The sequence below is a fragment of the Nostoc sp. LPT genome (assembly GCF_017115165.1).
Taxonomy (GTDB): Bacteria; Cyanobacteriota; Cyanobacteriia; order Cyanobacteriales; family Nostocaceae; genus Nostoc.
Map to the genome: position 1 here is coordinate 1 of NZ_JABXKF010000037.1, position 26,958 is coordinate 26,958.

The window sequence follows — 26,958 nt, forward strand, 5'->3', positions numbered from 1 at the left end:
GTCTTACTTATCCTGACTGATTTTCCCCCTCTTTGCAAAAAACTGGGATGCTCCCGTACCGTTGAGGGTAGGGATAGCTAACGATGACGACAATCCAGAAATATCCAAGCAAATTGCTTCTACCCTAGTCAGCAATTCCGAAGTATTGGGTGTAGTTGGGCCGAATACCAGCGATTCCACCTTAGCCGCAGGTGCAATCTATACTTCTGGACAACTTGTAGCCATATCTCCCACCAGTACATCTGTCAAAATTTCTAACTTTAGCCGCTACGTTTTTCGCACAGTTCCCAGTGATTTTATGGCTGCGAGAACTTTAGCCAACTATATGGTGAGAACCTTGCAGAAAAAAAATGCAGTGGTTTTCTTTAATTCTCAGAGTAACTATAGCCAGTCTTTAAAGTCAGAGTTTGTTTCATCCGTTTCCCTAGAGGGTGGACAGGTAGCCAGCGAATTTGACTTATCTAGGGCGGATTTTAGTGCGGCTAAAAGCGTAGAACAAGCAACGAAGCAAGGTGCAGAAGTATTGATGTTAGCTGCTAACACTGAAACTTTGGATAAAGCGCTGCAAGTAGTTCAGATTAACCAGAAACGGTTAACTCTACTGGGGGGAGATGATATTTACACCGCTAAAACTTTGGAAATTGGTAGAGAACAAGCTGTGGGGATGGTTGTGGCAGTTCCCTGGCATATTGATGGCGATCCTAAATCAGATTTTCCCCAGAAATCGCGGCAATTATGGGGTGCTGATGTAAGTTGGCGAAGTGCCCTCAGTTATGATGCCACTGTAGCTCTAATTGCGGCATTAGAACGCAATCCCACGCGAGATGGAGTCCAACAAGCACTCTTGTCATCTGACTTTTCTGCCACTGGCGCTTCTGGTACAATTCGATTTTTAGCATCAGGCGATCGCAATGCGCCAGTCCAACTTGTAAAAATTGTTCCTGGTTCTCGCTCTCGCACTGGTTATGACTTTGAACCAGTGCGTTAATCAGCAATAAAAAATTAAAAATTAACCAATCGTTAACCTGGAAAACCTCTCAAGATGAGAAATTGAGTTTTATGGGGAAAAATCTTAGTATCAACTAACAACTTATCTTCACCAACACTCAAGCCTTGAGAAAAGAGACGAATAATCCAGGGGAAATTTATTATACCTTGGTTTCTAAAGTAGTCAGAAGTGAGGATTTGTCTGCATTTTTAAGAAAACACCCGTCCTCCAAATACAATCTCAAGTAGCAAGCACTTATCAAGTTAAGCACTTATATTGAATGGACGCGCGGGTAATTGTACTATGTCCCAAAAAAATGAAACAACTATTCTTGTATTATCCATCCTAATCACCGTCGGGCTAATAGCTGGCGGTTTTTGGTGGTTTACTAAAAAATCTGGTGTCGATCTAAATACAATTAATTCTGGTAGTACCAAAACGCCCCAAACCCGATCGGAACAACCTAGTGGCAATACTTTCACTTCAGTAAAGGATGTTCCTACAGGATTATTCAATTACGGAGGCAGTACATCTTGGGCACCAATTCGATTAGTAGTTGATCCAGCAATTCAAGCCGCGCGGCCAGAGTTACGGCTGCGTTATGTAGAACCCAGCAATGCATCTCCTGGTTCTGGTACTGGCATTCAGTCCTTGATAGATGGTCAACTAGCCTTTGCCCAGTCCTCCCGACCAGTTCTAGATCAAGAATTAAGCCGTGCCCAGCAGCGTGGGTTTACTTTGAAACAAATTCCTGTGGCAATTGATGGTTTAGCGGTTGCAGTTAACCCCAACCTGAATATCCCAGGACTAACGGTAGAACAGTTAAAGTCAATTTACATAGGCAAAATCAATAATTGGAGCCAGGTGGGCGGCCCCAATATCCCGATTAAGCCCTATTCCCGCCGCATTGCCGATGGCGGTACTGTCGAACTTTTTGTCCAAGACATCTTGGGTGGTCAAGCTTTCAGCTCCAATGTAGAATTTATCTCCACAACCACCCAAGCCTTGCAAAAATTGGCTGATAGTCCTGGTAGCATCTACTACGCTTCTGCCCCAGAGGTGATTCCTCAATGCTCAATCAAAGCCTTGCTGTTGGGGCGCACGCAAGGGCAATACATTGCACCATACCAAGAACCTTCTGTTCTCCCGTCTGAATGTCCTGGTAAACGGAACAAGTTGAACATTGAGGCTTTCCAATCAGGAAAATATCCGATTACCCGCAATCTGTTTGTGGTGGTCAAACAGAATGGTCAGACTGAGCAGCAAGCAGGTGTCGCTTACGCCAACTTACTGCTGACTGAGCAGGGACAGGAACTGATTACCCAAGCGGGGTTTGTGAAAATTCGCTGACAAGAGCGATTGCCTGTGGTGGGGTCTAGCCCATCGCACTCAAAACAGAGTGGCGGAAATCGCCGCTCTGAACTGTACCTTAACCAGCTCTATTAATCGACTCTGCTGGCAAGCATATTAGATTATCGCCTTGAGTCAGGATTAAACCACGTTGACGCAGCTTACCCATCAAGCGGGTGACAGTGACACGAGTAGAACCAATCGCGCTACCAATTTGGGCATGGGTGAGGGGAAAGGGCAGACAATAACCGCGAATCACATCAGGATCAGTGTCGCTCATTGCTGGCTCTCCATATTCCTCAATTAACAATGTAAGAAATCCTAAGAGTCGGTCAATTGTGCGGCGTTGTCCCAAGGCACTCAGCCACAGCAGCTTACGCTGGTGCTGATACCTAAAGGCATCCATAACTTCGCGACGGAAGTGAGGCCAGTTGTCTAAATCATGCCAGTACATCCACAGCACCGCAGTTTGATCGACATGGGCGTAAGCCTGGAGCGTGAATGGTGACTGAGCAACAATTTCAAATGGCTGTCCCGCTCCCACAAAACCCAAGAACGCTTCTTCTGGAGTTCTGTTGATTCGTCGAGACGTTAGCTGACTGGCAGTCGCACTAACTTGGGCGGTTCCTACCATACGGATCGCACCCCTTTGCACCAAATACAGCAATCCAGGCCGGGCTGGAATGCGCTCATCTTTGCTAAAGGTGCGGCAGCGATAGTGTTCTTGAGCCCAGTCAAGAATGCGTTGCCAAGTCAAAAAAGGCCGTGATGCCTCAGAAAAGGAGGATGGAGATTGCATAGGTAACAAAGAGCGTTCGGCTGAAGACAAAGACATAAATAAAAGGGTGCAAGGAGTGTCTTTGTATTGACGAGGCAGGCTTAACGCCTAACAGCGCCAGCCAATCCAAAGAATAGAAAGCAAATTACTCTCTACTCTTTTGTTATACTTCCTACTGTACAATGGTGGTAGTAAAGTTTACTTACTATTCATCGATTATTCATCAAATTTTATCCTCTTCTCATTTTTCTTCATCTAAATTAAATTTATACCGCAAGATAGATGGCAAAAATGTAACAAATATATCTTACATGACTATTTAATTAATATTACGTGCATTATAAATTACCAGTTAGCAAATATACGTCAATCAAACAGCTATTATATAGTTATATAATAAAATCAATAAGCATTGATACTTACAGGCAAGAAAATAGATGCATAAAAGACGAAAAAATTCCTCTATATAAAGGTAGAGATGACAATAGAATTTTCTATACCTCAAGTGTGTCTCTGCGACTATCAAAATCTCAGAATCGAAAAGCGATGGAGCTTGCCAGTGCGATCGCTTCAGATTTATCAGGGATTGGCGAGGACGTTTTTAGCCTCCAAATAGTTCCCCCTGGTTGGATAAATTTTGAATTAACTCACTCAACCTTAGCGACTTGGTTACAAAGTCTCGTAGTTGGGAGTTGGGGGGGAGAGGGAGAAATCAATTCAAAATTCAAAATTCAAAATTCAAAATTAAAGAACTCCTGCCTCCTGCCTCCTGCCTCCTGCCTCCTGCCTCCTCTTTCGCAATCCCCAATGCCCAATTCATTGTTTGCTGTTGAATATGCTCATGCACGCTGCTGTTCGCTAGTGCTTCTGGCTCATCGAGAGGGATTGATTAAACTTAGAGAACCAGTTCCAAATACTAGTCCAGCTTTTTGGGATGTTATTTTTCCTAATCCTCTACCTTGGCTTAATTGCGACGGAACACTACGGCTAAATCATCCAGATGAGCGTCGTCTAATTGGCGAGTTAATACAAGTGGTAGACAACATAGAGTGCCCTGATGTTAGCGGTTCTGTAAAATGGGAAAAAGTAGCGCTGAATTTGAGCCAAGCTTTTGAAAAGTTTTGGTCTAATTGCCGGATTTGGGGTGAGGTGAAAATTACGTCACCAGAACTGGCCCAAGCTAGACTCGGATTGCTCATGGCTACTCAGTCAGTATTAAAATTTGTCCTAGAGGAAAATCTGGGGGTTTTTGCGCCTTTGGAGTTATAAATCGGTAATGTCGCTTAGGCAAAAATAAAAACTTTTTATATAGCTATTGACTCAATGCACCACCTCGGATACATTAGCAGGTGTGTGAGGAGCGAACCAGCAGGGGCACCGAGACGAAACACGGCCAGTCGTCGGTGTCCTTTCTGATTTGTATGGGTTAGATTTGAAAAAATGCCTTCAACTACAGCAAAAACTTTTCAATTGCTATTGCTGCCCCATCTTCCTCTACGCTAGGAGCTACCCACTTAGCGATCGCTTGCACTCCTGCTGGTGCGTTGCCCATAGCTACACCAAGTCCAACATACTCCAGCATTTCCACATCATTGAAGTTATCGCCAATCGCCATAACGTTGGCTAATTGTAATCCCAGCAATTCTTCGGCTAGGTAACGTACAGCAGTTCCCTTATTTACAGAGGCGTTAGTTGCTTCAAAAAATGTAGCAACAGATGTCGTCAGATAAAGTTCAGCGGGTGTGTATTGGCGGCGCAAATTTCCTAATAGTTTATCGATTAAGTCAGTGTCATCACACAAAGCAAGAATTTTTGTCGGTTCATTTGTTAAGGCTTGACGCAAATCACCCACAGGAATCGCAATAATACCAGAACGTTCTGCATAAATTTCGGTTTCTCTGGTTAACTCACGGACGTATAGCCGATCATTGATGTAAAAGTGAACAGATAGAAGCGATCGCAACTCAGGCTTTTCAAAATAGTCGAGTAACTGGTGGGCAATTTCTCTGGAAACAACCCAATGGCGATGAACTTTTTGGGTGATTGGGTCTTGAATCCAGGCTCCCTGATAGGCCATTAATGGTAAGGTAGAGCCGATGTCTTGGTGAAAGCGCAAGGCTGAACAATACATTCTACCTGTGGCGATCGCTACTTGAATTCCTTGTGCTTGGGCTGCAATAATAGCTTGCTTTACAGGTTTACTGATGGTGTTAGAGTGTCCAGCGATCGTGCCATCTATATCCAAAACTAGTAGTTTAATGTCTTTTGCAGCAGCCTGATTGTCAGTAGATGCTTTCTGCATGATTTCCTAGATTTTAAGTTCCAATAAGAGGTTAACAGGCTCTAGCGATTAGTAGGGAGTGGTAGAAAAAATTGGCATATCTAGTCAATCCAATTTCCTTACTACAATGTCTAAGCTAGTAATGAAAAGTTTGTAGTAAGGACTTTAGTGCTTAGAAAGTTAAGGACTAAAGTCCTTACTACGAACTTGCTTACCCATCAATTTAAACTTGACAGACTACTACCGTGAGGATATAAGCGCAATAAAAAAACCCGATTTTTTCGAGAATCGGGTTTTTTCATTATTTAAATTAGAGAGCCTGCTTGATAGATAGAATGGAAAAACTTACCTATTTAAGAAAGCCTATTAATTAAACATCTTGATCCAGCTTTTTTTGCGTTGTGACAATAGACAAAGCCCAGCAACTAAACCAATTCCCAGTGTGGCAGAGGATTCAGGTACTGATTTCACCTCATCGTAGTCATAAGTTACTTTGATACCTGCTTTGGCATAAGTATCAATATAGGATCTCATGTTGCCTGAACCCGTAACTACTGAGTTGGCTAAAGCTGAGAACAAAAAGTTTATGTCGCCATTACCAGTGACAGACTGCAAAAATTGGGTATTGGTGAAAGACTGAGTAGCAGATTGTGTGGCAGTTAAGTTAGGAATAGTCTTTCCAGAGGTGCCATTATAATCAGTTTTACCGTCATATTTAGCAGCTTGATAACTTGAGATATCTTGTGGATTGAGCGCAAAGAGAGACTGATTATTTAGTTTTAAACTGATTTGACTAGCAAGATTTACTGTCACCTGAGTCGCGGTTGGACTCCTGTTTTCAAAACCTGCATTTCCAAGTAAGTCGCCAGTAAAACTTATCGTTACACCCTTGAGTGTACCCAGAGATGAGTCAAATTTTTGGACGCTCAGAGGTGCATCAATGATATTTGTGAAATCGTAATCAGTGGAACTAGTGTAGGAGAGAGAAGCTGCATTAGCTGCTCCAGATGTTGCAACAATTCCTGCCAAAGTTGTGGCAGCAGCTAGAGTGTTGAATAGTTTTGTTGTCATGGATAGAAGATGCCTTTCTGAAACGAATCATTACAGGATTACTAAGCTATTTCTAACTCTGAAACTTTGCTTGTAGTCTTGATAAATACACGTAACTTTATGTAAAGTTATTATGTTTAAATTCCTTCGATAAATAGACTTTTTGATTGGTATATATAAAGTTTTGTTAAGGCAAAGAGGTTTTGATGGTGGTAATATTATGTCGAAATATTAAGCTAGTTTTTGTTGGTTCCTGAGATGTAAGCTAGTCAACCTAATTAAACATAAAAGGCTCAGGAGATAGATCCCCGATTTCTGGTGATAAGTTAGGGATATAGTTACTATCTAGTTATTATGCTTATACTCATGTACTTATATTGGGCTGGTATCCCTGCCAAAAGGTGGTTCTACTTGACTTCTGTACTAAAGTTGTAAATGCGTAGACATGAATTTGCTTAAAAATATACGCGAAAACGATTGGTACGCAAAAACTCGGCTATTGTTACCAAAGCCAAGCTAAACGAGCATCTGAAATTGCTAACTATGTGACAAAGCTTCTGGCTAAAATAGGGCTATGTCTGAAATCACTTCTGCAACTGCAACACGCCCCACGTTCATCCTCGTAGATGGGCACTCGCTGGCTTATCGTTCATACTTTGCTTTCGCCAAAGGGCGAGATGGAGGACTGCGTACCAAAACAGGCATTCCTACCAGTATATGTTTTGGTTTTGTGAAGTGCCTGCTGGAGGTAATGGCAACACAACAGCCTCAAGCAATGGCGATCGCTTTTGATTTGGCTGAGGCAACTTTTCGCCACGAAGCTGACGATACTTATAAAGCCGATCGCCCTGAAACGCCAGAAGATTTCATTCCCGACTTAGAAAACCTGCATGAGTTGCTGAATGGCTTTAATCTACCCTTTTTCACTGCCCCCGGTTATGAGGCTGATGATATTTTGGGAACCTTAGCACAACGAGTAACTGCGGCTGGGTATAGAGTGAAGATTCTGACTGGCGATCGCGATTTATTTCAACTAATCGACTCTGACAAAGAAATCACTGTTCTGAATTTTAGTCCAGATGCCCTAAAGCGGTCTACAAATAGCATCACGGAATTTGAAGCAGAACAAGTCAAAGAGAAGATGGGGGTTTTACCTTCACAAATTGTTGATTTCAAAGCTCTTTGTGGTGATAAATCAGATAATATTCCTGGGGTCAAGGGAATTGGAGAAAAGACAGCAGTGCAGCTGTTGAATACCTATGGTTCACTTGAGAATGTTTATGCTGCGTTAAATGAAATTAAAGGTGCAACTCAGAAAAAACTGGCAGTCGGTAAAGAAGATGCCGAGAAGTCTCGCTATTTGGCAACCATAGTTTTAGATGTTCCTATAGAATTTAATTTAGAAGATTGCAAATTAAAAGGGTTTGATACAAACGTATTATCACCAATTCTAGAAAAGTTAGAATTTAAGTCTTTTTTAGGCAAAATTAACGACCTTCAGGAACGTTTTGGGGGCAAAATCGAAGAAAACCAAGAAGCCAAAACAGAGGTAAGTAATCCCAATACTAACTCAGAATTTAGCGCTGATGAAGATAATGATTTGTGGTTTTTCAGTGCTAGCGATACAGCAGCAGTCCCACAACAATCTACTTCCCCAATTACACCACGCATCATCAATACCGAAGCCCAATTAACTGAATTAGTGAAACTTTTGCAAAAATTTACTAACCCAGAAACTCCCGTTGCTTGGGATACTGAAACCACTGATTTAGAACCAAGAGATGCAGAGTTAGTAGGAATTGGCTGCTGCTGGGGAACGAAACCAGATGAGGTAGCTTATATTCCTCTGGGACACAAAACTGGGGAAAATTTGCATAAAGATTTGGTGTTAGAAGCATTACGCCCAATTCTCGAAAGTGCCGATTATCCCAAAGCTTTACAGAATGCCAAATTTGACCGCCTAGTTCTCAGGTGTCAAGGAATTAATTTGGCGGGAGTGGTGTTTGATCCTATGCTGGCAAGTTATATTCTAAATCCCGATTCAAGTCATAATTTGATGGATTTGTCACAGCGATATTTGGGATTGATAGCTAAAAGTTATTTAGATTTAGTTCCTAAAGGCAAAACCATCGCTGATATAGATATTCCCGCCGTCGCAGATTACTGCGGTATGGATGCTTATTCTACCTTTGGCTTAGTGCCGAAACTGCGTGAGGATCTAGAGAAAATTCCAGCTTTATCTAAGCTATTAGTGGAAGTGGAACAGCCGCTAGAAGCTGTTTTAGCCCAAATGGAATATACAGGCGTTCGGATTAATTCAGCTTATTTACAAGAACTTTCGCAGCATTTAGAAACTGAGTTAGCCAGGTTAAAACAGGAAGCAACTGAAATAGCTGGGGAAAATTTTAACTTGGGTTCTCCTAAGCAATTGAGCCAAATTCTGTTTGAAAAATTGGGGTTAAGCACCAGACATTCTCGTAAAATTCAAACAGGCTACTCTACAGACGCAGCAACACTGGAAAGACTTCAAGAAGATGATAACACTGGATTTGTTGAAGCGATCGTTGAGTATCGCACCTTGTCTAAATTAAAGTCTACTTATGTTGATGCATTACCTGCATTAGTGCGTCCAGATACCCAGCGAGTACATACTGATTTTAATCAAGCAGCAACATCAACTGGTAGGTTATCTTCTTCTAATCCGAATTTGCAAAATATTCCCATTCGTACAGCTTTTAGTCGCCAAATTCGCAAGGCATTTTTGCCTGAACCTGGCTGGTTAATGGTGGCTGCTGATTACTCACAAATTGAATTACGGATTTTGGCTCATTTGAGTCAAGAGCCGATATTAGTGCAAGCATATCAGCAAAATGAAGATGTTCACACTGTTACTGCGCGGTTAGTGTTTGAAAAAGAAAATATCACATCAGAAGAACGAGGGATGGCAAAAACTATCAATTTTGGTGTGATTTATGGAATGGGTTCTCTAAGATTTTCACGTTCAACTGGGATAGATAAGACCGTTGCCAACGAGTTCATTAAGCGGTTTAATGAACGATATCCGAAAGTATTTGCATATTTGGAGCGAGTAAAAAAAGAAGCGATCGCTCTTGGTTATGTAGAAACTATTTTCGGTCGTCGTCGTTATTTTGACTTTACTAATAACAGTTTACGCAAATTAAAAGGTAGTAATCCTGAAGATATCGATCTGAGTAAATTGAAGAATTTGGGTGCTTTTGATGCAGGTTTATTACGTTCCGCTGCTAATGCACCAATTCAAGGTTCCAACGCTGATATTATCAAAATTGCAATGGTGAGATTACATGAGGTTTTGAAGAACTATCAGGCGCGTTTATTGTTGCAAGTTCACGATGAATTAGTGTTTGAAATTCCCCCTGATGAGTGGGAAGAATTACAACTACAAATTAAGTCGGTGATGGAAAATGCAGTACAGTTGAGTGTGCCGTTATTGGTAGAGGCGCGTGTTGGTGAAAATTGGATGGAGACCAAATAAGTTTAACTAGAGATTGGAAGAACTACATTACTAATTTGTAATTAAACCGATAACCTCGTTAGTAATTACGAATTACAAACATTAATATTTTTCTATTATTACTTATATAAGGAATTTTAATATGTATCGTCGTTGGTTTTTACCTGCTTTAGCAATTTTGTTGAGTATAGTTTTAGTTGCTTGCACCACTGTAAATACTCAGCAACTACAAACAAAAGTGGAAAATACCACTAGGGCGACTAACACGAACTCTCAGCAATTACCAAAAGGATTAGCAAAAAGAGTGGTTGCTCTTTCTCCTCTATCGGCTGATATTATCTCTCGACTCGATCAAACAAAAATTGTTGGAATTACTGGTAGTAGATTATTTAAGAATGACTCAAGATTCAAAGATATTCCCCGCGTTAGCGAAGGGCAAAGTCCACCAAATTTAGAAAAAGTGGTAGCACTCAAACCAGATTTAGTTATTGGTGTAGAAGGTTTTTCTAACATCCCAATTCAAAAACTTCAGCAGCTAGGAATTCCTACCTTTCTCACTAAGGTGAATAATAACTGGGAATCTCTAGAAGAACTTACTAAAACACTTGCTAAATCAATTGACGCTGATCCTCAGCCTTTGTTAAATCGTTACAAAACTTTTTTGCCAAAGAAGCCAACTCCGGGTTTTTCTACTCTAGTGCTGGTTAGTCGTCAACCAATTTTAGCGCCGAATAAAAATAGTTGGGCAGGAAATTTACTAGCGAAATTCCAGGCGAAAAATATAGCAGCAGATTTACAAGGAAAAAGTCCAATTCCTGGCTATGTGACGCTTTCAGCTGAGAAAGTTTTAGAAGCAAATCCAGAGGTGATAATTTCGGTTAATCCCCCACAAGGGAATTTAGAAGCAGCGCTTTTAGATTCGTTGAAAAAGGAAGCTTTTTGGCAGCAGCTGCAAGCAACTAAAAATAACCGAGTCTATGTGTTTGATTATTTTGGTTTGGTAAATCCAGGTAGTATAGATGCAATAGAAAAGGCTTGTCAGCAGCTTAAGCAAGCGTTGTTTGCACCACAGGGCACTTAACTCAATAATAGGAGAACGTCGCAGTCAAACTTACGTTAATTACTTGACAACATTTGTATTCAATTCCAATGGCATAATAAAAGGAGAAATGCTTTCGTAAGCTTTAGCTGCTTGCAATACCAGTAAATCTCTATATTTCGCAGCAACGATTTGCATTCCTACAGGCAAACCATTTGTAGTGAAGCCACAAGGTACAGAGGCAGCAGGTTGTTGTGTGAGATTAAAAGGATAGGTAAAAGGTGCCCAATCACGTTGCGGATTCTCGATAGATGATTGGGGTCTGTTTTGTCCAACTGGAAAAGCAACTGTAGGTAAGGTGGGAGTAATCAGTAAATCATAGTTTTCATGAAAGCGTTGCATTTGTCGTCCTAATGCTTCACGAGCATCTTGGGCGCTGAGATATTCTGCTAGTGTGATGCGATCGCCTTCTTTGGCAATTGAGAGCAAGCCTTCTTCAATGACAGCTTGTTGTTCTGGACTAAAGCCTCGCAGTAACTTGGCTGCACCAGTTTGCCAGAAGGTTTGGAAAATACTGCGGGGATTTGCAAAACCAGGATCGACTTCTTCAACAACAGCATCAAGTTTGGCAAAAATATCAACTGCGGCTTTAACTAAGGCAGCTACTTCTGGCTCGACATCAGCGTAGCCAAAGTTAGGACTGTAAGCAATCCGCAGTCCCGCAACACCTTTATCTAAATCAAAAGTGTAGTCCTGTTTGTCACCTGATAAAGCATACCAATCCCGCACATCAGGATGGGCAATAACATTCATCATGACTGCGGCATCAGTGACGGTGCGAACCAGAACGCCAATATGAAATAAAGTTCCTGTATGGGCTGATGGATAGCCAGCAACACGCCCAAAAGTGGGTTTCAAACCAAACACTCCTGTTAAGGCTGCCGGTGATCTTGACGAGCCGCCGCCATCTGTACCGAGATGGAGTGTTCCCATTCCCAATGCAGCAGCAACAGCTGCCCCACCACTACTTCCTCCAGGAGTCAAATCTGTATTCCAAGGATTGCGGGTGATTCCAGTCAGGGGGCTTTCGGTTACACCCTTCCAGCCAAACTCTGAGGTTGTGGTTTTTCCTAGTAGTACTGCTCCTTGTTCGCGCAAACGAGCCACCGCAGGGGCATCTTCTTGCCAAGGTTGATTGGAAGAAATCGCTTTACTGCCTCGTCGAGTTGGCAAACCTTTGGTTAAGAGTAAATCTTTAACGGTAAAGGGTATACCATCCACCAAGCCAAGAGGATTTCCATTCAGCCAACGCACTTCTGAAGCACGGGCTTCAGCAAGAGCGGTTTCTTGATCAACGATCGCAAATGCATTAACTTGGCTATTGTAAGTATTAATCCGCTCTAGGGCAGCTTTGGTTACTTCTGTTGGTGACAACTGGCGATCGCGATATAACGACAAAAGCTTAGAAGCCGAGAAATCAGCAATCTCTGACATATTTAGGATTGAAAAAATGGTTTGTGATCGGTTCTTGGTTAAATAAATTCGGTATATCTATCAACTTACCGTAGTTTGTCTCACAACTCAATCTTCAAACCAATGCTGGATGGTAAGCGATCGCTAAGGCAATTCCCAGTCATAGACTGGGAACGAGGCTACTGACTGTGCTTTTAATCTTTTGCAGAATTAATCGATTTTTGAGCAAAGGGGATATTCTTTTTACCTTTAGGAGAAGCACCTCCAAGGCTGCGGAAATACAGTCCTCCAATAGTGAGTAGAAATGCCACATATCCTACTGCTTGTACAAGATAGAGATTATCTCTATAACCAAATAAAGATTTGAGAATAATGCCAGGAAACTGTTCGTCAGGCAAGATTGTGGAAGTATTGGAAACCATTGGCCCCAAAATACAGGAGTGGACTTTTGTAAAACGTTCGTAATAGAAACAAAGGCTTTCTGTAGCACGACTGCTAAGAGCAAGGTTAGCCACAGCGTCGTCAAAATGTTTCAAGGCTGAAACTACCAACCCAGCGACAATCAACACTAATAAAACGCCCATTACCTGGAAAAACTGGCGGATGTTAATTTTGACACCCCATTTAAATAGCAGCACTCCAATAGCAGTTGCCCCTATCAAACCACCAACAGCGCCCAATGCTGGCATTAATCCCTGTTGAAAATTAGCTGCAACGAACAGAACAGTTTCAAAGCCTTCGCGGACAACGGCAACTAAAATTAAAGTAAAAACACCCCAACCAGCATTTGAGTTTTGTGTCAGGGCTTCTGTTACTGCTCCCTCAACTGTAGCTTTCATAAATCTGGCTTGTTTGGTCATCCAGATTAGCATCCAACTGAGCATTGCGATCGCTAATACACTAAACACACCTTCTAGTCCTGGCTCAACTACGGAGGTGTATTGAGGATTAAGTGCTCCCAGTACTTGAATTATCCAACTGAATAGCACACCGATTAAGGCACTGACGACAATGCCAACGCCGACACCAGCATATACCCAAGAGTTGAGTCGGGATTGTTTAGCTTTTTGGAGCAAAGCTAGCACAATACCAACAACAAGGGCAGCTTCTACTCCTTCTCGGAGTGTTATTACAAAAGTAGGTAGAGCAGTACTAAAATTCATCTTTTGTCCTTTGTCTTTTGTCCTTTGTCATTAGTCAGTTGTCCTCTATTACAAAGTTCTGATCGGAGGAAACCTCCGCTCAGACTTTGCGCTTTGTCATTAGTCAGTTGTCCTTTGAATTTGTTTTTGACTAATGACCAATGATTAATGACTTATGACTAATGACTATTAACCAAAATCGCGTAGCATCTTTTTCAGTTCGAGATTATGCATCTCTTCTTGTCCAATCATGCCGCGAGCGAATTCTTCAAGGTAAATGCTGGCATCGGTAACAGTGTCGAGCAGTTTTTTATACAGATCCAATGCCTTTTTTTCATGGGATAAACTTTCTGCCAAGATATCCTTAACTTTATGCTGGTAGGTTTCTTCCATTGGGGCGATTTTCAGGGAGGGATGCCCATCTAAACCGGTGAGAATTTCTCCTACTTGTTCGGCATGAAGTAAAGATTCACTTGCCTGTGCTTTAAAAAAAGCCACAATTGGAATACGGTTAGGGCCAGTTACCATCAAAGAATAATGTGTGTAGCGCACTACCCCTGCTAGTTCAAATTCCATGATGGCGTTCAGCAGGTCAATAGTCTTTTTCTGGTCAAGTTCTTGCATCAGTTGTAAGTTAAAGTAACGAATGGAGTGTAATTAGTTAGGAGTTAGAAGTTCGTAATACTCGCCAAAGGCGAAAAGCAAGCTACGTAATTCGTAACTTCTAATGATTTCCTCATTTTAAACTCCTTAACCTATACTTCCCATTAAATTAAAGTGTTATCGCTGTGCTTGGGTATTGGATTTGTCAACCACTTTTTGAGAGTTTTCCTCAATGGTTTTCACTAGCTTGGTAACATCATTAGGAATTTTTACTGCTTTTGCTGGTGGGATGGCGGCGGGCCAAACTTTTATTAGTTCGGCAAAACTAGTTTCGATTGCTTTGTGTGCTTCCGGATCTGCTTGAGCTACTTGACTAGAAATTCCTTTGTATAATTCATTGGCGTAAAACACAAAACCACGGGAGTCTTGATACTCAATTGGCGCGGTTACTTTACCATTTGCGATCGCAGCGCCATATTCGGAGTTAGCTGAATCTAGTAGTTCATTAATTACCTGTAGCGTAAATCCTGGTTTTGAGCGTTGAGCTGCTGGCAAAGCTGCGATCGCTCCGTCAACTGCTTGCATCGAAGAAGTAAAATTAGTTTTAACTTTACTATTCTTAGGACTAGATTTTACTAAATCTTGCAAACTCACCAAAGTTGTCTTAAATTCTTTGACTTTGCGCTCATTCAATTGTTCTTCTACGTCAACGTAAATCTCCTCAACTGGATGTCCAATATGAGGTTCTGCCTGTTTCGGCTGATTCTGATCCAGCAGTTCTTGTGCTACCAAAAGATGTCCTTTCATTAAGCCTAATTTAGACATATAGTCAACATCTTTTGCCTCACCTGTGAGTACCACTTCCTGAACACCAACCTGGTCTTTAATTTGGTCGAATTGTTCTTGAGTAATTACTTTTTTAGTAACTAAATCTTCTGGGCTACCGTAGGGACGATTTGCCTGGATTTTGTTGGATAAAGCCGGAACACCTAGTTTGGCTTCAAACTTATCCAATTCTGACAATATTGCACTGTTAATGTTAATTTTTTCTTTACCACCGTGACCACTGTGACTGTTTTCACTTACTGCCTCTGTAGCTGGAGTGCTGCTAGCAACTGGTGCTGATGGATTTTCTGCGGTTGGTGTACTGCTACAGGAACTCAAGGTAACTATTACGGCTGCTGCTGCTGTTAAACAGATATAACGAAGTCTTATCATCTTTGTTCCTCGCACAACTAAAAAGGTATTAATCGAAACTTTTCAAACTATTACTAAAAAGTAGTTTGTTTGACAGATTGTCATAACTTTTACTGTTGCATATAATGATACTTTTTATCAACTATTGCCTAAAATTTTCATGAATTAATTACGAATTACTGATAATATTGTCAGGATTTTTTAACATTATTTTGAGAGCTGCTCTCAGTAAGTACTTCAAATTGACCCATGCAACCGTTTTCTGCGATCGCATCCTGATGGGGATGGAACATATACTTACCTGGGTAGCGAAAAGCAAATTCCAAAATGTGCCTTTCGGCCATACCCATCGTAATCACATCAGCTTTTTCGCTAGGAGTCATACTCATGCCATAGCGATAGACATCAAAGAAGTTGGCGTGGAGATGAAACGTTACTACCGGATCGTATTCAATGATGTTGAGGACATACAGCCGAATCAACTGATCTTGGTAAATAGGAATGGGATGATGCATGTAATGGTGAGGCAGACCGTTGAAAGCGTAATAATCATTATGGCTATCATCATTCACGTCATACCCAGCCATCACTAGTACAATCTCATCAGCCGGGGGACGGGGAGTCGGTGGATCGATGATAAACATCCCGTACAGCCCTTTAGCGATGTGACGGGTGACTGGTTCAATATGGCAGTGATACAGGTGAACGCCATAGGGTTCAGCATCAAATTCATAAATTGTGGCTTTGCCGTTGCTGATTGGGCGAACACCATCCATTTTTGCCGGATGAACGCCATGAAAATGCAAAGAGTGAGAATGTCCGGCGTTGTTGAGAAATAGTACCCGGATGCGATCGCCCTGTTTTGCCCGTAGCGTTGGCCCTGGTATGCGACCGTTTAAATCCCAAATGTTGTAAGAGACAGCACTATTAAGTTTTATGATGGAAGTACCCGCAGTTAACTTAAATTCCCGGATAGTCCGCCCATTTTCTTGCTTCACCGTCCCATAATCAAAATCCCTTAACATCTTCATCGGGTTAGTAGCGTCGTCTGGTGCTTCCATATCTAGTGGTGGCACTTTGACGATTGACTTACTTTGTAGATTTAACATCTGCCAAAGTCCAGCTGCACCAGTTACTCCAGCACCTGCTAGCCCCAGCTTTAGTAATTCACGGCGGCTCCACGGCTTTCCGTTACCGAGAGCGAAGTTGTTGGGCATGACATTTAGTTACAGTTAGCACTAAATAATTGCAACATTTTTGCAATTACTTTTAATATTTTAGATGAATTAGTAATTATTGTCAATAATTTTGAAGTGCTTCAAAACTGCCGTTTAAGTTGTTAAATCTAGAGCGAGCGAGACTTAGTCGCGAAAAACTCTCACAAAATATTTTTAAATTTTAACTGTATTTATACGCTTAATTATGTATAAATAATATTCAAAAAAAATTAACTGTTTCATGCCTATTCCTGATATGCTGATTGCTTCAGCAGTACTTAGAGTACAAACAATGGGTATAATAGCACCTTGAATATGGACGCAAGCAAGAAACTGTTGCTAATCTGTAGGGTATTTAATTGGTTTAGGGATAACATAAGTCACGTTTATTCAAGGGATTTTGAATGCTTGATAGAGAACTTTTAATTTTTATCTGTTACCTTCGTGTTAGCAACGCTGAAAATGTCATTACTTCAAACCATGTGTCATTCTTTTGTTATTTGTATGGACTTTATGTGTAGATTTCTGCATCGCGAGCGGTCGATGTCAAAGGATAGTATAGTATTCACTAAAGTCGAATTACACAATACATTTGATACACACTTGTCAAATACAAAGTTGATGGTATATCTTTTTGCAATCAAGCGGCGTTATGTCCTTTGATTGATGAATTACCCAAATTTATTATTAGGAGGTCAAAAATGACTAGTTCTTCTCATATTTCACTATTGCAAAAGACCGCAGGTATTACCTTATCCAAGCCTGTGCAGGTAACGCTTTATATGCTGCTATCTTCTTTAGTTATCTGGACTGTTTTGTTCTCTACCTATCCTGCGGTTCATGACACAGCACACTCAGCGCGTCACCACACATTAGGCGTTGCATGTCACTAAATTATCATAATTAATGCCAAGATTTTTAGGTGCATGAAGCTTTGCTACATCACATAACAAAGTTACGACGCTAAAATAGCGCAGATTTCGCGCCAGGGTTTTTGTTGGGAAATAAATTTTAGGTTTTGTAGAGATGATAAATAAAGCATCTCTACACCACCAAAACAGTGCTGAGTGCTGAGTGCTGAGTGCTGAGTAAAAAGCACTGCTATGAAAGTTTCAGTTGCAGAAATGACATGAGTTTCACATTTACCGGAAGTTTTTATGAAAAAATATCGACTTTTTGGAGTTATCAGCGCTGTTTGCATTGTTTTGTCAATTCTTTATTCTTTTGTAGGAAATTCCCAAGTTCCTACATCCAGAGTTCTACTTTCCACCAACCCACCTTTAGAACGTATTCTTCCTTTTGAAGCAGAAGCAGAAAAACCACAATCTCCTGTTACTTTAACTTTACAAGCTGTTGATGCTGCGGGTAAATCTTTAGCAAATGCCAAAATTAGTTTACAAATTTTGACGCCGCCGCGTAATCCTTGGTTAACAACAGATTTCCCCATTGTTGAGGGAACAAAATTGTTGCAAATAAATGCCACTGCACCTGATGGTAAGCTAGAAATACAGCAGATGTTACCCATCCGTGGTAATTACCAACTGCTAGTTAAAGTGTCACCTTTGGTAGCAAATACTTTTGCTGCTTATGAACAAACCTTAAATCTGAATATCCGCGAAAATCCAATCAAATATAAATATCTTGTTGCGATCGCAGCTATCTTACTATCGCTTGGATTGTTGGGTGGTTGGATTATTGGCGGCCAAGAAGAACTACAACAAGGAGAAATCGCACCACAGTCAGTCCGCCTTTTATTAAGTGCATTAACTGTAGTGGCTATAATAACTTTAATAGTTATCAACATCAGTGCAGAAGTTGCGGAAGCTCATGGCAGCGAACATCACTCAAATAGTAGCGAAGCTATTGCACCATCATCTCAAAAATCTCAGGGATTAGAAATTAACCTTGAGGGAGATAAAAACGCAACTGTCGGAAAACTTACGAATTTAACGTTACAGGTGAAAGATGCTGCAACCGGACAGCCCGCAAATATAGCATTGCAGGTAAAAGCGATCGCTACAGAACATAATTTAACAGTTTTTGACTACAAAGGTATTCCTGACGAACAAGGTAAGTTAACATGGCTTGAACAGTTTTTTGATGGTTCACCCCACAAAATCGAGGTGGAAGCAACTCCTCTACCAGGATCTAGCCGTCAATTTACACCAGTGAAGGTAGCGCAAGAAGTTGAAGTTGAAGCGATCGCACCACCAATTTACATTCGATTGATTGGTTTATTTTACTTTACAGCCTTTGTAGGTATTGGCATGGCGATTGGATTGCTAATACAACATCGACGAAAACCACAACCAAGGACAAATTAGTAATATCAGAGTTTTACTAAAGATTCCTGCTAATACAAAGATGTAGATTAATCAATCAAAATAGTTGTGGTGAAACCACACTATTTTTTTTTAATAGGTTGTAAAAACTAGAAAACAATCCGCTTGGCTTTGTGAAAAATTGTAGGTTGGGTTAAGCAAAGTGCAACACAACAAAGCCCCGGAAAAGTTGGGTTTCGTTTCTCAAACACTACTTGCTTGAAGTCACTAAACTGCAAGGGCCCAGTGGCTCCCCAACCAACACCATTTAAGGTTTTTGGCGCTAACTAAAACATATTGAGCTATAAAAAGGTAGTGCGATTGGGCAAGGGAAGCGATTGCAATAGCTTTAAAGATAAAACTTATGTTCAAGCTTGGGATTTTCGAGAAATTGGTATATTTATTAAGTAGAATTTTATTATTTACAAGCTCGTAAAATTAATATTTACCGAGAAATTAAGAAAGTAATGCTGACAAAAATTGCATTTGAAACAATTTTGGAACGTGCTTTGATGGGATACGACTTATCTCCCGAAGAGGGAGTGGTATTGTTACAACAAACTGAGCCAGAAGCGATCGCAGCAATACGTACTACATCCGACACACTCCGCCACACTCAAGCAGGCGATACTGTCACCTACATAATTAACCGTAATATTAACTTTACTAACATTTGTGAGCAACACTGTAGTTTTTGTGCTTTCCGTCGAGATGATGGTGATGCCGATGCATACTGGTTAGATTCGGCGCAAATTTTGGAAAAGGCCACAGATGCAGTACAACGCGGTGCGACAGAAATCTGTATGCAGGGGGGGTTAAATCCACAAGCGCAGATAAATGGTAAATCTTTGCCCTACTACCTCAAAGTCGTAGAAACCATTAAACAGGAATTTCCCCACATACATTTACACGCTTTCTCTCCCCAAGAAGTGCAATTTATCGCTAGACTTGACGGACTGGAATATGCTGAGGTGATTACTGCTTTGCGTGATGCTGGTGTTGGCTCAATGCCGGGAACAGCAGCTGAAGTATTAGACGATGAAGTTAGGCGGATACTGTGTCAAGAGAAGATTGACACAGCCACTTGGCTAGAAATTGTTAGCACCGCTCACAAATTAGGCTTGCATACCACTAGCACCATGTTATCTGGGCATATTGAAACCCACGAACAGCAAATTGGACATTTAGAAAAATTGCGATCGCTCCAAAAAACCGCCATCAATCAGGGATATCCAGCCAGGATCACAGAGTTTATTTTATTACCCTTTGTTGGCCAAGAAGCACCCAAATCTTTACGTCGCCGTGTTGGACGCGATCAACCAGTTTTAACCGATGCACTGCTATTAGGGGCTGTAGCGCGGATTTACTTAGGTAATTGGATTCCCAACCATCAGCAGAGTTGGGTAAAACTGGGGCTTGCAGGTGCGACAGAAGCCTTAACTTGGGGTTGCAACGATATCGGTGGCACTTTGATGGAAGAGCATATTACCACAATGGCAGGTGCTTTGGGTGGTACGTGTATGGAAGTGGAAACCTTACAAACTGCGATCGCTTCTTTAGCAAGACCTTACCAACAACGAGATACTCTTTATCAGAAAATTAGGAGTTAGAAAAAAATTCCTCTTCAATCTGATTACTCTGTGTTCTCTGCGTCTCTGTAGTTAAATAAATTGCTTTTCAACCGCAGAGGCACAGAGAAATCAGAGAGAAAAAACAAATTTTACGAGTCAGTTTAAAAGAGCTAATCTTCAACGCTTAACTGATTTGCTTGCGTCGTCTCCATAAAGAGATAGTTAATATCATGACAAAACCACACGCAAAAGGTGGCCTCGATTTTGGTACTATCGGCTCATCCATAGTCCTTGTGTCAATACTTGGAGTTTGTATATTGTTCACAACTCTAAAATATAAAAAGCTAGTGGTAGCTAGACCTTCTAATGATGAATAACATTAAAGTATGCTCCGACAAATTTCTAATTTCTGGTTGCGTCATATACATCCTCATTTAGCTCCTTTAATTGCAACAATTGGTATTGTTGGACTTGCTAGTTGTCTGCTAGTACTTTTTGTTTTAGCCCAACTGGCTGAGGAGGTTTTGGAGCGAGATGCTTTTAAATTTGATACTACTTTTCTATTATGGCTACATCAGTTTGCCAATCCAAATTTAGATAATTTAATGCTGTTTATTACAAATATTGGTAATCCTAGTACAGTGGTTGTAGTTGCAGGCATTACTATCTTGTTACTTTGGTGGCGACGTTATCAAGAAGAAGCAAAAGCTTTTGTATTTGCTTGCTTAGGAGGGTTAATTTTAAATACAGGGCTAAAGTTGTTTTTTTGTAAACCTCGCCCGGAATTATGGCATCGCTTGATTTCTGAAAAATCTTTTAGTTTTCCTAGCGGTCATGCGCTAGGTTCTATGGTACTCTATAGTTTTATTGCTTACGAATTGGCAACTCACTATCCTCATTTTGCCAAAATTATTTACAGTTTGACAGTTATTTTAATTGCTGCTATTGGTATCAGCCGCTTATATTTAGGAGTCCATTGGCCCACAGACATAATTGCAGGTTATGGAGTCGGTTTTTTATGGCTGATGATATGTATTACGATGCTGAAATTGCAAAAATTGAGGTAGGGAAAGTTAGTTGATTAAATCCTATCAACCTCTAATTTCATAACTTCGTAAAGAAAATGTAGCGACAATAATTGTCCAATCAGATTTTTTAATCACCTGATTTTTGCCCAAGATGCTTGTAGATGAGTGCTTTTGAGGGAATGAAACAGTTCTGTTAACTCCCTAGTACAGACGCGATTAATCGCGTTTCTCCCCACTCCCCACTTCCCACCCCCCATTCAATTGATCCCCAAGTTACCAATCCAAGATAGGATGGACGTTGATTTACGTATTCTTTTACTTAATGCATATGAAGCGCTATTGGTCGCGTTTGCTTGCGCTGGTTTTGGTTGTAGCTATCGGCTTAATGGGTTGTTCTGGCAGTCCAGATAGTTTGACTGGGGATTATCGTCAAGACACCTTAGCTGTGGTCAATATTATGAGACAAGCTCTGGATCTTTCACAAGATTCACCAGACAAAGCAGCAATTCAAGCAGAAGCGCGTCAAAAAATTAATGACTTTTCAGCTCGTTACCAGCGAGTTAACTCTGTTTCTGGTCTTGGCTCGTTTACAACCATACGAACAGCCCTCAATTCCCTAGCTGGACACTACAGCTCTTATCCAAATCGTCCCGTACCTGAAAAACTCAAAAATCGTCTAGAGAAAGAGTTGCAGCAGGTAGAAACGGCGTTGAAACGTGGCGGTTAGCTATTAATTATTGCTTACTCCATCATCAATAGTCAGGTGTCAAAACTTGTGACACCTGATTATTTTGTTTGTCAAAGCAGGAGGCAGGAAGTAGAAACTTTTTATGTCTAATGCCTAAGTTCTGGATTAGACATCTCCGATAACTATCAAAGCCTCGCTGTGACTAGCTATTAAGGTGCAAATGCAAAGATTGCTAATCACCTACTCTATAGGAGAAAATAAGGGTTTGAGATATTTATCGTAGAGAACAAGACAAAAATATATGGTGATGTACGTTAATTTCAGATCATGCGATGGTCGCTTTGCGAACCGCCGCAGGCATCGCGTGGATTTCTGGTGATAATAGTGGTAATATAAGTGCCCCAATTCGGAATCTTACTATTCCACAAATGTCTATTACCTTGATTCTTTTTTAAAGTAATCACGTAGTCGGCATAATGCTAGAGTGATTAACTTAACTATCTCTTTTTGGCAGCCTATCGCATCTATTGTCACAATACATCCAGCCTGAAAGCTTATTACTGTGGCTTTCGATATGTTCATGAAATATTAAAAATGCTTCCAGAAACCCCTGAGCCTATTTTATTAACCCAGATTTTTACCAAGCTTACTTCTCTAGGACGTATTCATCTCGCTTCTACGGGCGTTGAACCCTTGTAAATTGAGCAATGGTATTGTTAAATACAATATTATTTTACGTAAAAAAGTGTGAAAGGTGGGAAAAGTAGGATATTTTGTAGTTTCTCTTGATTATCCTGTTGATAAGCTGTAATTTGATAGGTAGTAAATAGTCAATGAATATAAAAAATTTGCATGAACCTATCCTAATAATAGTATTCTTTGAATCCAGATATGTATACAGTCTTAAGTGTCTACTTAATTATTCTCTTAACTGTCTACTTATATCTGATTCGTAAAGAAAATATTAAGAGTACTCAATTCATTACTAGGTCTAAATTTCAGTAAATAAGTGCTGTATTGACTTAAATTACTGAAATCCTTATTAGACAAGTACTTTACTTGAGTTTACAAATTAGCTCTTAATGATAACTAAATGTTTTAACTCTCATTGCATTTTATTGATAAAGCTGAGACTGTCTTATAGATAACTGTTTATGGCTATTTTGGGAGTAGAGCAAATATAATACTTGGCTGAAGGTGCATGACAAATTTTCTTAGTGGGTTCGAGTTGCTGCGGCACGTGAACCTAGTCCTGCAAAAGCAGCAATTGATAGTTAATCAATATATATTTATTAAGACTTTTGCATAATAAAAGTTTCACTAACAAGCCACTTGACAAGACTAAGTTGTGAATTTTTTAATTACAAGGAGTAACTTCAATGCATCAAAGATTAACCGCAAATGTCAAATTGAAGAATAATTCAGCTATTCAAAATTCAGAAGTCAGAATCAATTAGTAGGGGATACTTTATGGCAAGCAAGTTACAGACCCACCACTGATTGTTCGCCTTTAGGGTTCCCGTTGGCGCAGCCTTTCGTAGAGAAGGGTAGACCACCAAGTTTTCAATTTGGTGTGGTATTTCACCATTTATTTATCCGCCCTGACGCTCGATGACTCGCTAACGCTGCGTTAACGGCAGTCGCTCATGGGGAAAACCCCCAAGACCGCGCTGTCTCACCACTCGTACAGAATTCATACGCTTATTCTGACGACTGACGCATGTATTCTTTTTTGTCAACACGACTTCAATTAAGACACTGAGCTTAAACTGATAGGTTTAAATGGACAATGACTTCAAGTAAGCAACCTTTTGAGTTGCCGAGTTTTTATGTACCTTAGCCGGCACGGCTGAACCCAAACCTGGAAGCGGCACGGGTACATTCTAAAGCTTGGGCTTATGAAATGGGAATTTTGGGTGGGGCAGAGGGATCAGAAGATTATGGAATTTGGGATGAGCGCAAGTTTGATGCCCATGACTATGCACTATTGTGTTCCTATACCCATCCAGATGCAGATGAACCTATGCTCAATCTGGTAACTGATTGGTATGTTTGGGTATTTTTCTTCGACGATCACTTCCTTGAGCTTTACAAGCGTACCCAAGATATAATCGGGGCTAAGAAGTACCTTAATGGACTACCAGCGTTTATGCCTGTGCAGCCCCAAAAAACGCCGTCAGAACCCACTAATGCTGTAGAACGGGGTTTAGTAGACCTCTGGACTCGCACCATCCCCAATGCCTCGCAAGACTGGGTAATCCGATTTTCTGAGAGTACCATCAATCTTCTTAAAGAATCTCTTTGGGAACTCGCCAATATCAGCCAGGATCGAGTCGCTAACCCCATTGAGTACATTGAGATGCGACGTAAGGTGGGGGGAGCGCCCTGGTCAGCTAACTTAGTGGAACACGCGGTTGGGGCAGAAATTCCGGCTGCGATCGCCCCTACTCGACCAATGCGTGTCCTCAAAGACACCTTTTCTGATGGGGTACATCTGCGAAATGACATCTTCTCTTACCAAAGAGAAGTGGAAGAAGAAGGAGAAAATGCTAACTGTATCCTGGTCTTGGAACGATTCCTCGATGTCAGTACCCAAGAGGCGGCCAACCTCACTAACGACTTACTAACGTCTAGGGTGCAACAGTTCGAGAACACCTTTGTTACTGAGCTTCCTTCCTTGTTCGAGGAATATAGTCTGAGTCCCGATGAGCGTCTGAAAGTAGTCCTATATGCCAAAGGACTTCAAGACTGGCAGTCGGGAGGTCATGAGTGGCACATGAGATCGAGCCGCTACATGAACCAGACATCAGACAAATCTTCGACAGCAAGCTGGTTTTTAGGTGGTCCTACTGGACTAGGTACATCGGCGGCTCGTTTAGGAGCCTTATACGATAGTTTGGGACTAAAACGGTTCAAAAGCTTCACCCATGTTCCCTATCAGCCTGTAGGGCCAGTAACACTGCCGCAGTTTTATATGCCTTTCTCCACCAGTTTGAATCCTCATCTAGAGGAGGCTCGGCGGCATTCTAAAGAATGGGCGCGTCAAATGGGGATGCTGGACACACTGCCAGGGATACCAGGTATTTACATCTGGGATGACCACAAATTCGATGTGGCCGACGTAGCTTTATGCGGTGCTTATATTCATCCCAATGGATCTAGTGCTGAATTGAATATCACAGCTTGCTGGCTCGTTTGGGGAACCTATGCCGATGACTACTTCCCTGCACTGTACGGCTATAGCCGCAACATGGCAGGGGCAAAAGTTTTCAACGCTCGACTATCAGCGTTTATGCCCCTTGATGGAGATCCCATTCCCGAAGCAACGAACCCAGTCGAACGGGGTTTAGCTGATATTTGGGCGCGGACGGCTGGCCCAATGACAGCTAATGCTCGTCGCCAGTTTCGTCAGGCGATCGAGGATATGACGGAAAGTTGGTTATGGGAACTGGCTAACCAGATCCAGAATCGCATTCCAGACCCGATAGATTATGTGGAAATGCGTCGTAAGACCTTTGGCTCCGATCTAACCATGAGCCTGTCTCGACTTTCCCAAGGCAACGAGATCCCACCAGAGGTCTTCGCCACCCGAACCATGCAGGCAATTGATAATTCAGCCGCCGACTTCGCCTGTTTGACGAACGATATTTTTTCTTATCAGAAAGAAATCGAATTTGAGGGCGAGATTAATAACGGTGTGCTGGCGGTTCAAAATTTCCTGAACTGCGATATTCCCCACGCTGTTGCCATTGTTAACGATCTGATGACCTCCCGTGCCCTTCAGTTTCAACATATCGTTGCGACTGAACTCCCTATCTTGTGTGATGATTTCGACCTGGATACCAGTGCCCGTAAGAAACTGCACGGTTACATCAAGAAACTAGAGCAGTGGATGTGTGGGGTACTCAAATGGCATAGGGCGGTAGACCGCTATAAGGAATTTGAATTGCGGAATAACTCGTCAGAAAAGCGGTTACTCCAAGGCCCCACAGGATTAGGCACTGGCGCGACCAAAATTAGACCAAGTGTCGGTCAGCAAACAACTCAAACCAATGTTCAACCAGTGGTGCAGAACTTACTGAGTAGTCCAACAGGGTTAGGGACTTCGGCTATGCAAATCAGATCGCTGTTAGGAACGAAAGGTTAGCTCAATCTGAGTTCTAATTACGCTCAATCAAATCACTTGTCAACAAATATTATCAATGGAGATTAATCATGACTAATGCAGCAAACACTCCCCTAGAAAATCAAATTGAGCAATTGCCAATGAGTTTGCAGACGGAAGCGGCACGTAATTTGGCAACGACCACCAAAACCCAACCCCAAATGCAGGGAATTACCTCACGGTGGCTCTTAAAATTGCTGCCTTGGGTAGAAGCAGTGGGTGGTAGCTTTCGGGTCAACCGTCGCTTAACCTATACGGTTGGGGATGAACGGGTCAGCTTTACCAATACAGGGTCCCAGATACAGGTCATTCCTCAAGAACTCACTGAGTTACCTTTGTTGCGGGGATTTGAAGATGTCGGGGTCTTAAACGCCTTGGCTAGTCAATTTGTGCAACAAGAATTTGCCGCAGGAGATGTGATTATACGAGCAGGCCAACAAGCTAATCAAGTATTGCTGATTGCCCATGGTAAGGTAAATAAAATTGGCCCAGGTAAGTATGACGATCAAGTTGTTTTGGCCCCTGACTATCTAATTAGTATTTAAGAGCTTGAGACTCAAGCACAGCGAGAAGT

Annotated in this window: 19 protein-coding genes and 3 pseudogenes; 14 read left to right on the plus strand and 8 right to left on the minus strand. The window is 41.5% G+C overall.

Annotated features, from left to right (window positions below; genetic code table 11):
• Positions 1–55: 55 nt before the first annotated feature.
• Positions 56–988, plus strand: a pseudogene (locus tag HWQ58_RS08740) (ABC transporter substrate-binding protein); the annotation flags it as partial.
• 303 nt (positions 989–1,291) lie between these two features.
• Positions 1,292–2,338 (plus strand): PstS family phosphate ABC transporter substrate-binding protein, encoded by a 1,047-nt coding sequence (locus HWQ58_RS08745; RefSeq protein ID WP_292860485.1) that lies wholly within the window; start codon positions 1,292–1,294, stop codon positions 2,336–2,338.
• Positions 2,339–2,417: 79 nt separating this feature from the next.
• On the opposite strand, the gene HWQ58_RS08750 is transcribed toward HWQ58_RS08745, so the two are convergent.
• Complete coding sequence (locus tag HWQ58_RS08750) at positions 2,418–3,137, minus strand: Crp/Fnr family transcriptional regulator (protein WP_012412419.1); 720 nt, start codon at positions 3,135–3,137, stop codon at positions 2,418–2,420.
• 486 nt (positions 3,138–3,623) lie between these two features.
• On the opposite strand from HWQ58_RS08750, the pseudogene HWQ58_RS38385 reads away from it, so the two are divergent.
• Positions 3,624–3,701, plus strand: a pseudogene (locus HWQ58_RS38385) (hypothetical protein); the annotation flags it as partial.
• Positions 3,702–3,923: 222 nt separating this feature from the next.
• Positions 3,924–4,385 (plus strand): DALR anticodon-binding domain-containing protein, encoded by a 462-nt coding sequence (locus HWQ58_RS38390; protein WP_366837609.1) that lies wholly within the window; start codon positions 3,924–3,926, stop codon positions 4,383–4,385.
• A gap of 181 nt (positions 4,386–4,566) precedes the next feature.
• Here HWQ58_RS38390 and HWQ58_RS08760 read toward each other — a convergent pair whose 3' ends face one another.
• Entirely contained in the window at positions 4,567–5,418 is an 852-nt protein-coding gene (locus HWQ58_RS08760; protein WP_292860491.1) for a Cof-type HAD-IIB family hydrolase, read from the minus strand.
• Positions 5,419–5,763: 345 nt separating this feature from the next.
• Complete coding sequence (locus HWQ58_RS08765) at positions 5,764–6,468, minus strand: PEP-CTERM sorting domain-containing protein (protein WP_292860494.1); 705 nt, start codon at positions 6,466–6,468, stop codon at positions 5,764–5,766.
• Between the two features lie 553 nt (positions 6,469–7,021).
• Here HWQ58_RS08765 and polA point away from each other — a divergent pair.
• A complete protein-coding gene (gene polA, locus HWQ58_RS08770; RefSeq protein WP_292860497.1) occupies positions 7,022–9,961 on the plus strand; it encodes a DNA polymerase I in 2,940 nt (979 codons plus the stop codon).
• Between the two features lie 121 nt (positions 9,962–10,082).
• Positions 10,083–11,021, plus strand: a complete 939-nt coding sequence (locus tag HWQ58_RS08775; RefSeq protein ID WP_292860500.1) for an ABC transporter substrate-binding protein — start codon at positions 10,083–10,085, stop codon at positions 11,019–11,021.
• Between the two features lie 39 nt (positions 11,022–11,060).
• Here HWQ58_RS08775 and HWQ58_RS08780 read toward each other — a convergent pair whose 3' ends face one another.
• The 5 genes from HWQ58_RS08780 to HWQ58_RS08800 all read right to left on the minus strand — a co-directional run bounded on the left by HWQ58_RS08780 (position 11,061) and on the right by HWQ58_RS08800 (position 16,611).
• Positions 11,061–12,473, minus strand: coding sequence for an amidase (locus HWQ58_RS08780; protein WP_292860503.1), 1,413 nt, complete (start codon positions 12,471–12,473; stop codon positions 11,061–11,063).
• 173 nt (positions 12,474–12,646) lie between these two features.
• Positions 12,647–13,615: an FTR1 family protein gene (locus tag HWQ58_RS08785; RefSeq protein ID WP_292860506.1), complete on the minus strand. Its 969-nt coding sequence runs from the start codon at positions 13,613–13,615 to the stop codon at positions 12,647–12,649.
• A gap of 168 nt (positions 13,616–13,783) precedes the next feature.
• Positions 13,784–14,218, minus strand: coding sequence for a ferritin-like domain-containing protein (locus tag HWQ58_RS08790; protein WP_292860509.1), 435 nt, complete (start codon positions 14,216–14,218; stop codon positions 13,784–13,786).
• A gap of 156 nt (positions 14,219–14,374) precedes the next feature.
• Positions 14,375–15,415, minus strand: coding sequence for a helix-hairpin-helix domain-containing protein (locus HWQ58_RS08795; protein WP_292860512.1), 1,041 nt, complete (start codon positions 15,413–15,415; stop codon positions 14,375–14,377).
• Positions 15,416–15,585: 170 nt separating this feature from the next.
• A complete protein-coding gene (locus tag HWQ58_RS08800) occupies positions 15,586–16,611 on the minus strand; it encodes a multicopper oxidase domain-containing protein (protein WP_292860515.1) in 1,026 nt (341 codons plus the stop codon).
• A 701-nt stretch (positions 16,612–17,312) separates the two neighbouring features.
• Between HWQ58_RS08800 and HWQ58_RS08805 the strand changes: the two genes are divergently transcribed.
• The 8 genes and pseudogenes from HWQ58_RS08805 to HWQ58_RS08840 all read left to right on the plus strand — a co-directional run bounded on the left by HWQ58_RS08805 (position 17,313) and on the right by HWQ58_RS08840 (position 26,929).
• On the plus strand, positions 17,313–17,504 hold the full coding sequence (locus tag HWQ58_RS08805) for a CbtB domain-containing protein (protein WP_292860518.1): 192 nt from the start codon (positions 17,313–17,315) through the stop codon (positions 17,502–17,504).
• A 264-nt stretch (positions 17,505–17,768) separates the two neighbouring features.
• Positions 17,769–18,935, plus strand: a complete 1,167-nt coding sequence (locus HWQ58_RS08810; protein ID WP_292860521.1) for a hypothetical protein — start codon at positions 17,769–17,771, stop codon at positions 18,933–18,935.
• Positions 18,936–19,399: 464 nt separating this feature from the next.
• Positions 19,400–20,542 (plus strand): 7,8-didemethyl-8-hydroxy-5-deazariboflavin synthase subunit CofH, encoded by a 1,143-nt coding sequence (gene cofH, locus HWQ58_RS08815; protein ID WP_292860524.1) that lies wholly within the window; start codon positions 19,400–19,402, stop codon positions 20,540–20,542.
• A gap of 347 nt (positions 20,543–20,889) precedes the next feature.
• Positions 20,890–21,570, plus strand: coding sequence for a phosphatase PAP2 family protein (locus HWQ58_RS08820; protein ID WP_292860527.1), 681 nt, complete (start codon positions 20,890–20,892; stop codon positions 21,568–21,570).
• Positions 21,571–21,853: 283 nt separating this feature from the next.
• Positions 21,854–22,258 (plus strand): photosystem II protein Psb27, encoded by a 405-nt coding sequence (psb27, locus tag HWQ58_RS08825; protein WP_190240755.1) that lies wholly within the window; start codon positions 21,854–21,856, stop codon positions 22,256–22,258.
• A gap of 507 nt (positions 22,259–22,765) precedes the next feature.
• A pseudogene (locus tag HWQ58_RS08830) lies at positions 22,766–22,918 on the plus strand (IS4 family transposase); the annotation flags it as partial.
• Positions 22,919–24,068: 1,150 nt separating this feature from the next.
• Entirely contained in the window at positions 24,069–26,366 is a 2,298-nt protein-coding gene (locus HWQ58_RS08835; RefSeq protein ID WP_292860533.1) for a family 2 encapsulin nanocompartment cargo protein terpene cyclase, read from the plus strand.
• 68 nt (positions 26,367–26,434) lie between these two features.
• Positions 26,435–26,929: a hypothetical protein gene (locus HWQ58_RS08840; RefSeq protein ID WP_292860531.1), complete on the plus strand. Its 495-nt coding sequence runs from the start codon at positions 26,435–26,437 to the stop codon at positions 26,927–26,929.
• Positions 26,930–26,958 lie beyond the last annotated feature (29 nt).

Bases quoted from the DNA above. Each gene is read 5' to 3' on its own strand.
- HWQ58_RS08800 (WP_292860515.1), bottom strand. From the start codon at position 16,611: ATGCCCAACAACTTCGCTCTCGGTAACGGAAAGCCGTGGAGCCGCCGT.
- cofH (WP_292860524.1), top strand. From the start codon at position 19,400: ATGCTGACAAAAATTGCATTTGAAACAATTTTGGAACGTGCTTTGATG.
- HWQ58_RS08765 (WP_292860494.1), bottom strand. From the start codon at position 6,468: ATGACAACAAAACTATTCAACACTCTAGCTGCTGCCACAACTTTGGCA.
- HWQ58_RS08810 (WP_292860521.1), top strand. From the start codon at position 17,769: ATGAAAAAATATCGACTTTTTGGAGTTATCAGCGCTGTTTGCATTGTT.
- HWQ58_RS08820 (WP_292860527.1), top strand. From the start codon at position 20,890: ATGCTCCGACAAATTTCTAATTTCTGGTTGCGTCATATACATCCTCAT.
- HWQ58_RS08750 (WP_012412419.1), bottom strand. From the start codon at position 3,137: ATGCAATCTCCATCCTCCTTTTCTGAGGCATCACGGCCTTTTTTGACT.
- HWQ58_RS08840 (WP_292860531.1), top strand. From the start codon at position 26,435: ATGACTAATGCAGCAAACACTCCCCTAGAAAATCAAATTGAGCAATTG.
- HWQ58_RS08775 (WP_292860500.1), top strand. From the start codon at position 10,083: ATGTATCGTCGTTGGTTTTTACCTGCTTTAGCAATTTTGTTGAGTATA.
- HWQ58_RS08795 (WP_292860512.1), bottom strand. From the start codon at position 15,415: ATGATAAGACTTCGTTATATCTGTTTAACAGCAGCAGCAGCCGTAATA.
- psb27 (WP_190240755.1), top strand. From the start codon at position 21,854: ATGCATATGAAGCGCTATTGGTCGCGTTTGCTTGCGCTGGTTTTGGTT.
- HWQ58_RS08760 (WP_292860491.1), bottom strand. From the start codon at position 5,418: ATGCAGAAAGCATCTACTGACAATCAGGCTGCTGCAAAAGACATTAAA.
- polA (WP_292860497.1), top strand. From the start codon at position 7,022: ATGTCTGAAATCACTTCTGCAACTGCAACACGCCCCACGTTCATCCTC.
- HWQ58_RS38390 (WP_366837609.1), top strand. From the start codon at position 3,924: ATGCCCAATTCATTGTTTGCTGTTGAATATGCTCATGCACGCTGCTGT.
- HWQ58_RS08785 (WP_292860506.1), bottom strand. From the start codon at position 13,615: ATGAATTTTAGTACTGCTCTACCTACTTTTGTAATAACACTCCGAGAA.
- HWQ58_RS08790 (WP_292860509.1), bottom strand. From the start codon at position 14,218: ATGCAAGAACTTGACCAGAAAAAGACTATTGACCTGCTGAACGCCATC.
- HWQ58_RS08805 (WP_292860518.1), top strand. From the start codon at position 17,313: ATGACTAGTTCTTCTCATATTTCACTATTGCAAAAGACCGCAGGTATT.
- HWQ58_RS08780 (WP_292860503.1), bottom strand. From the start codon at position 12,473: ATGTCAGAGATTGCTGATTTCTCGGCTTCTAAGCTTTTGTCGTTATAT.
- HWQ58_RS08745 (WP_292860485.1), top strand. From the start codon at position 1,292: ATGTCCCAAAAAAATGAAACAACTATTCTTGTATTATCCATCCTAATC.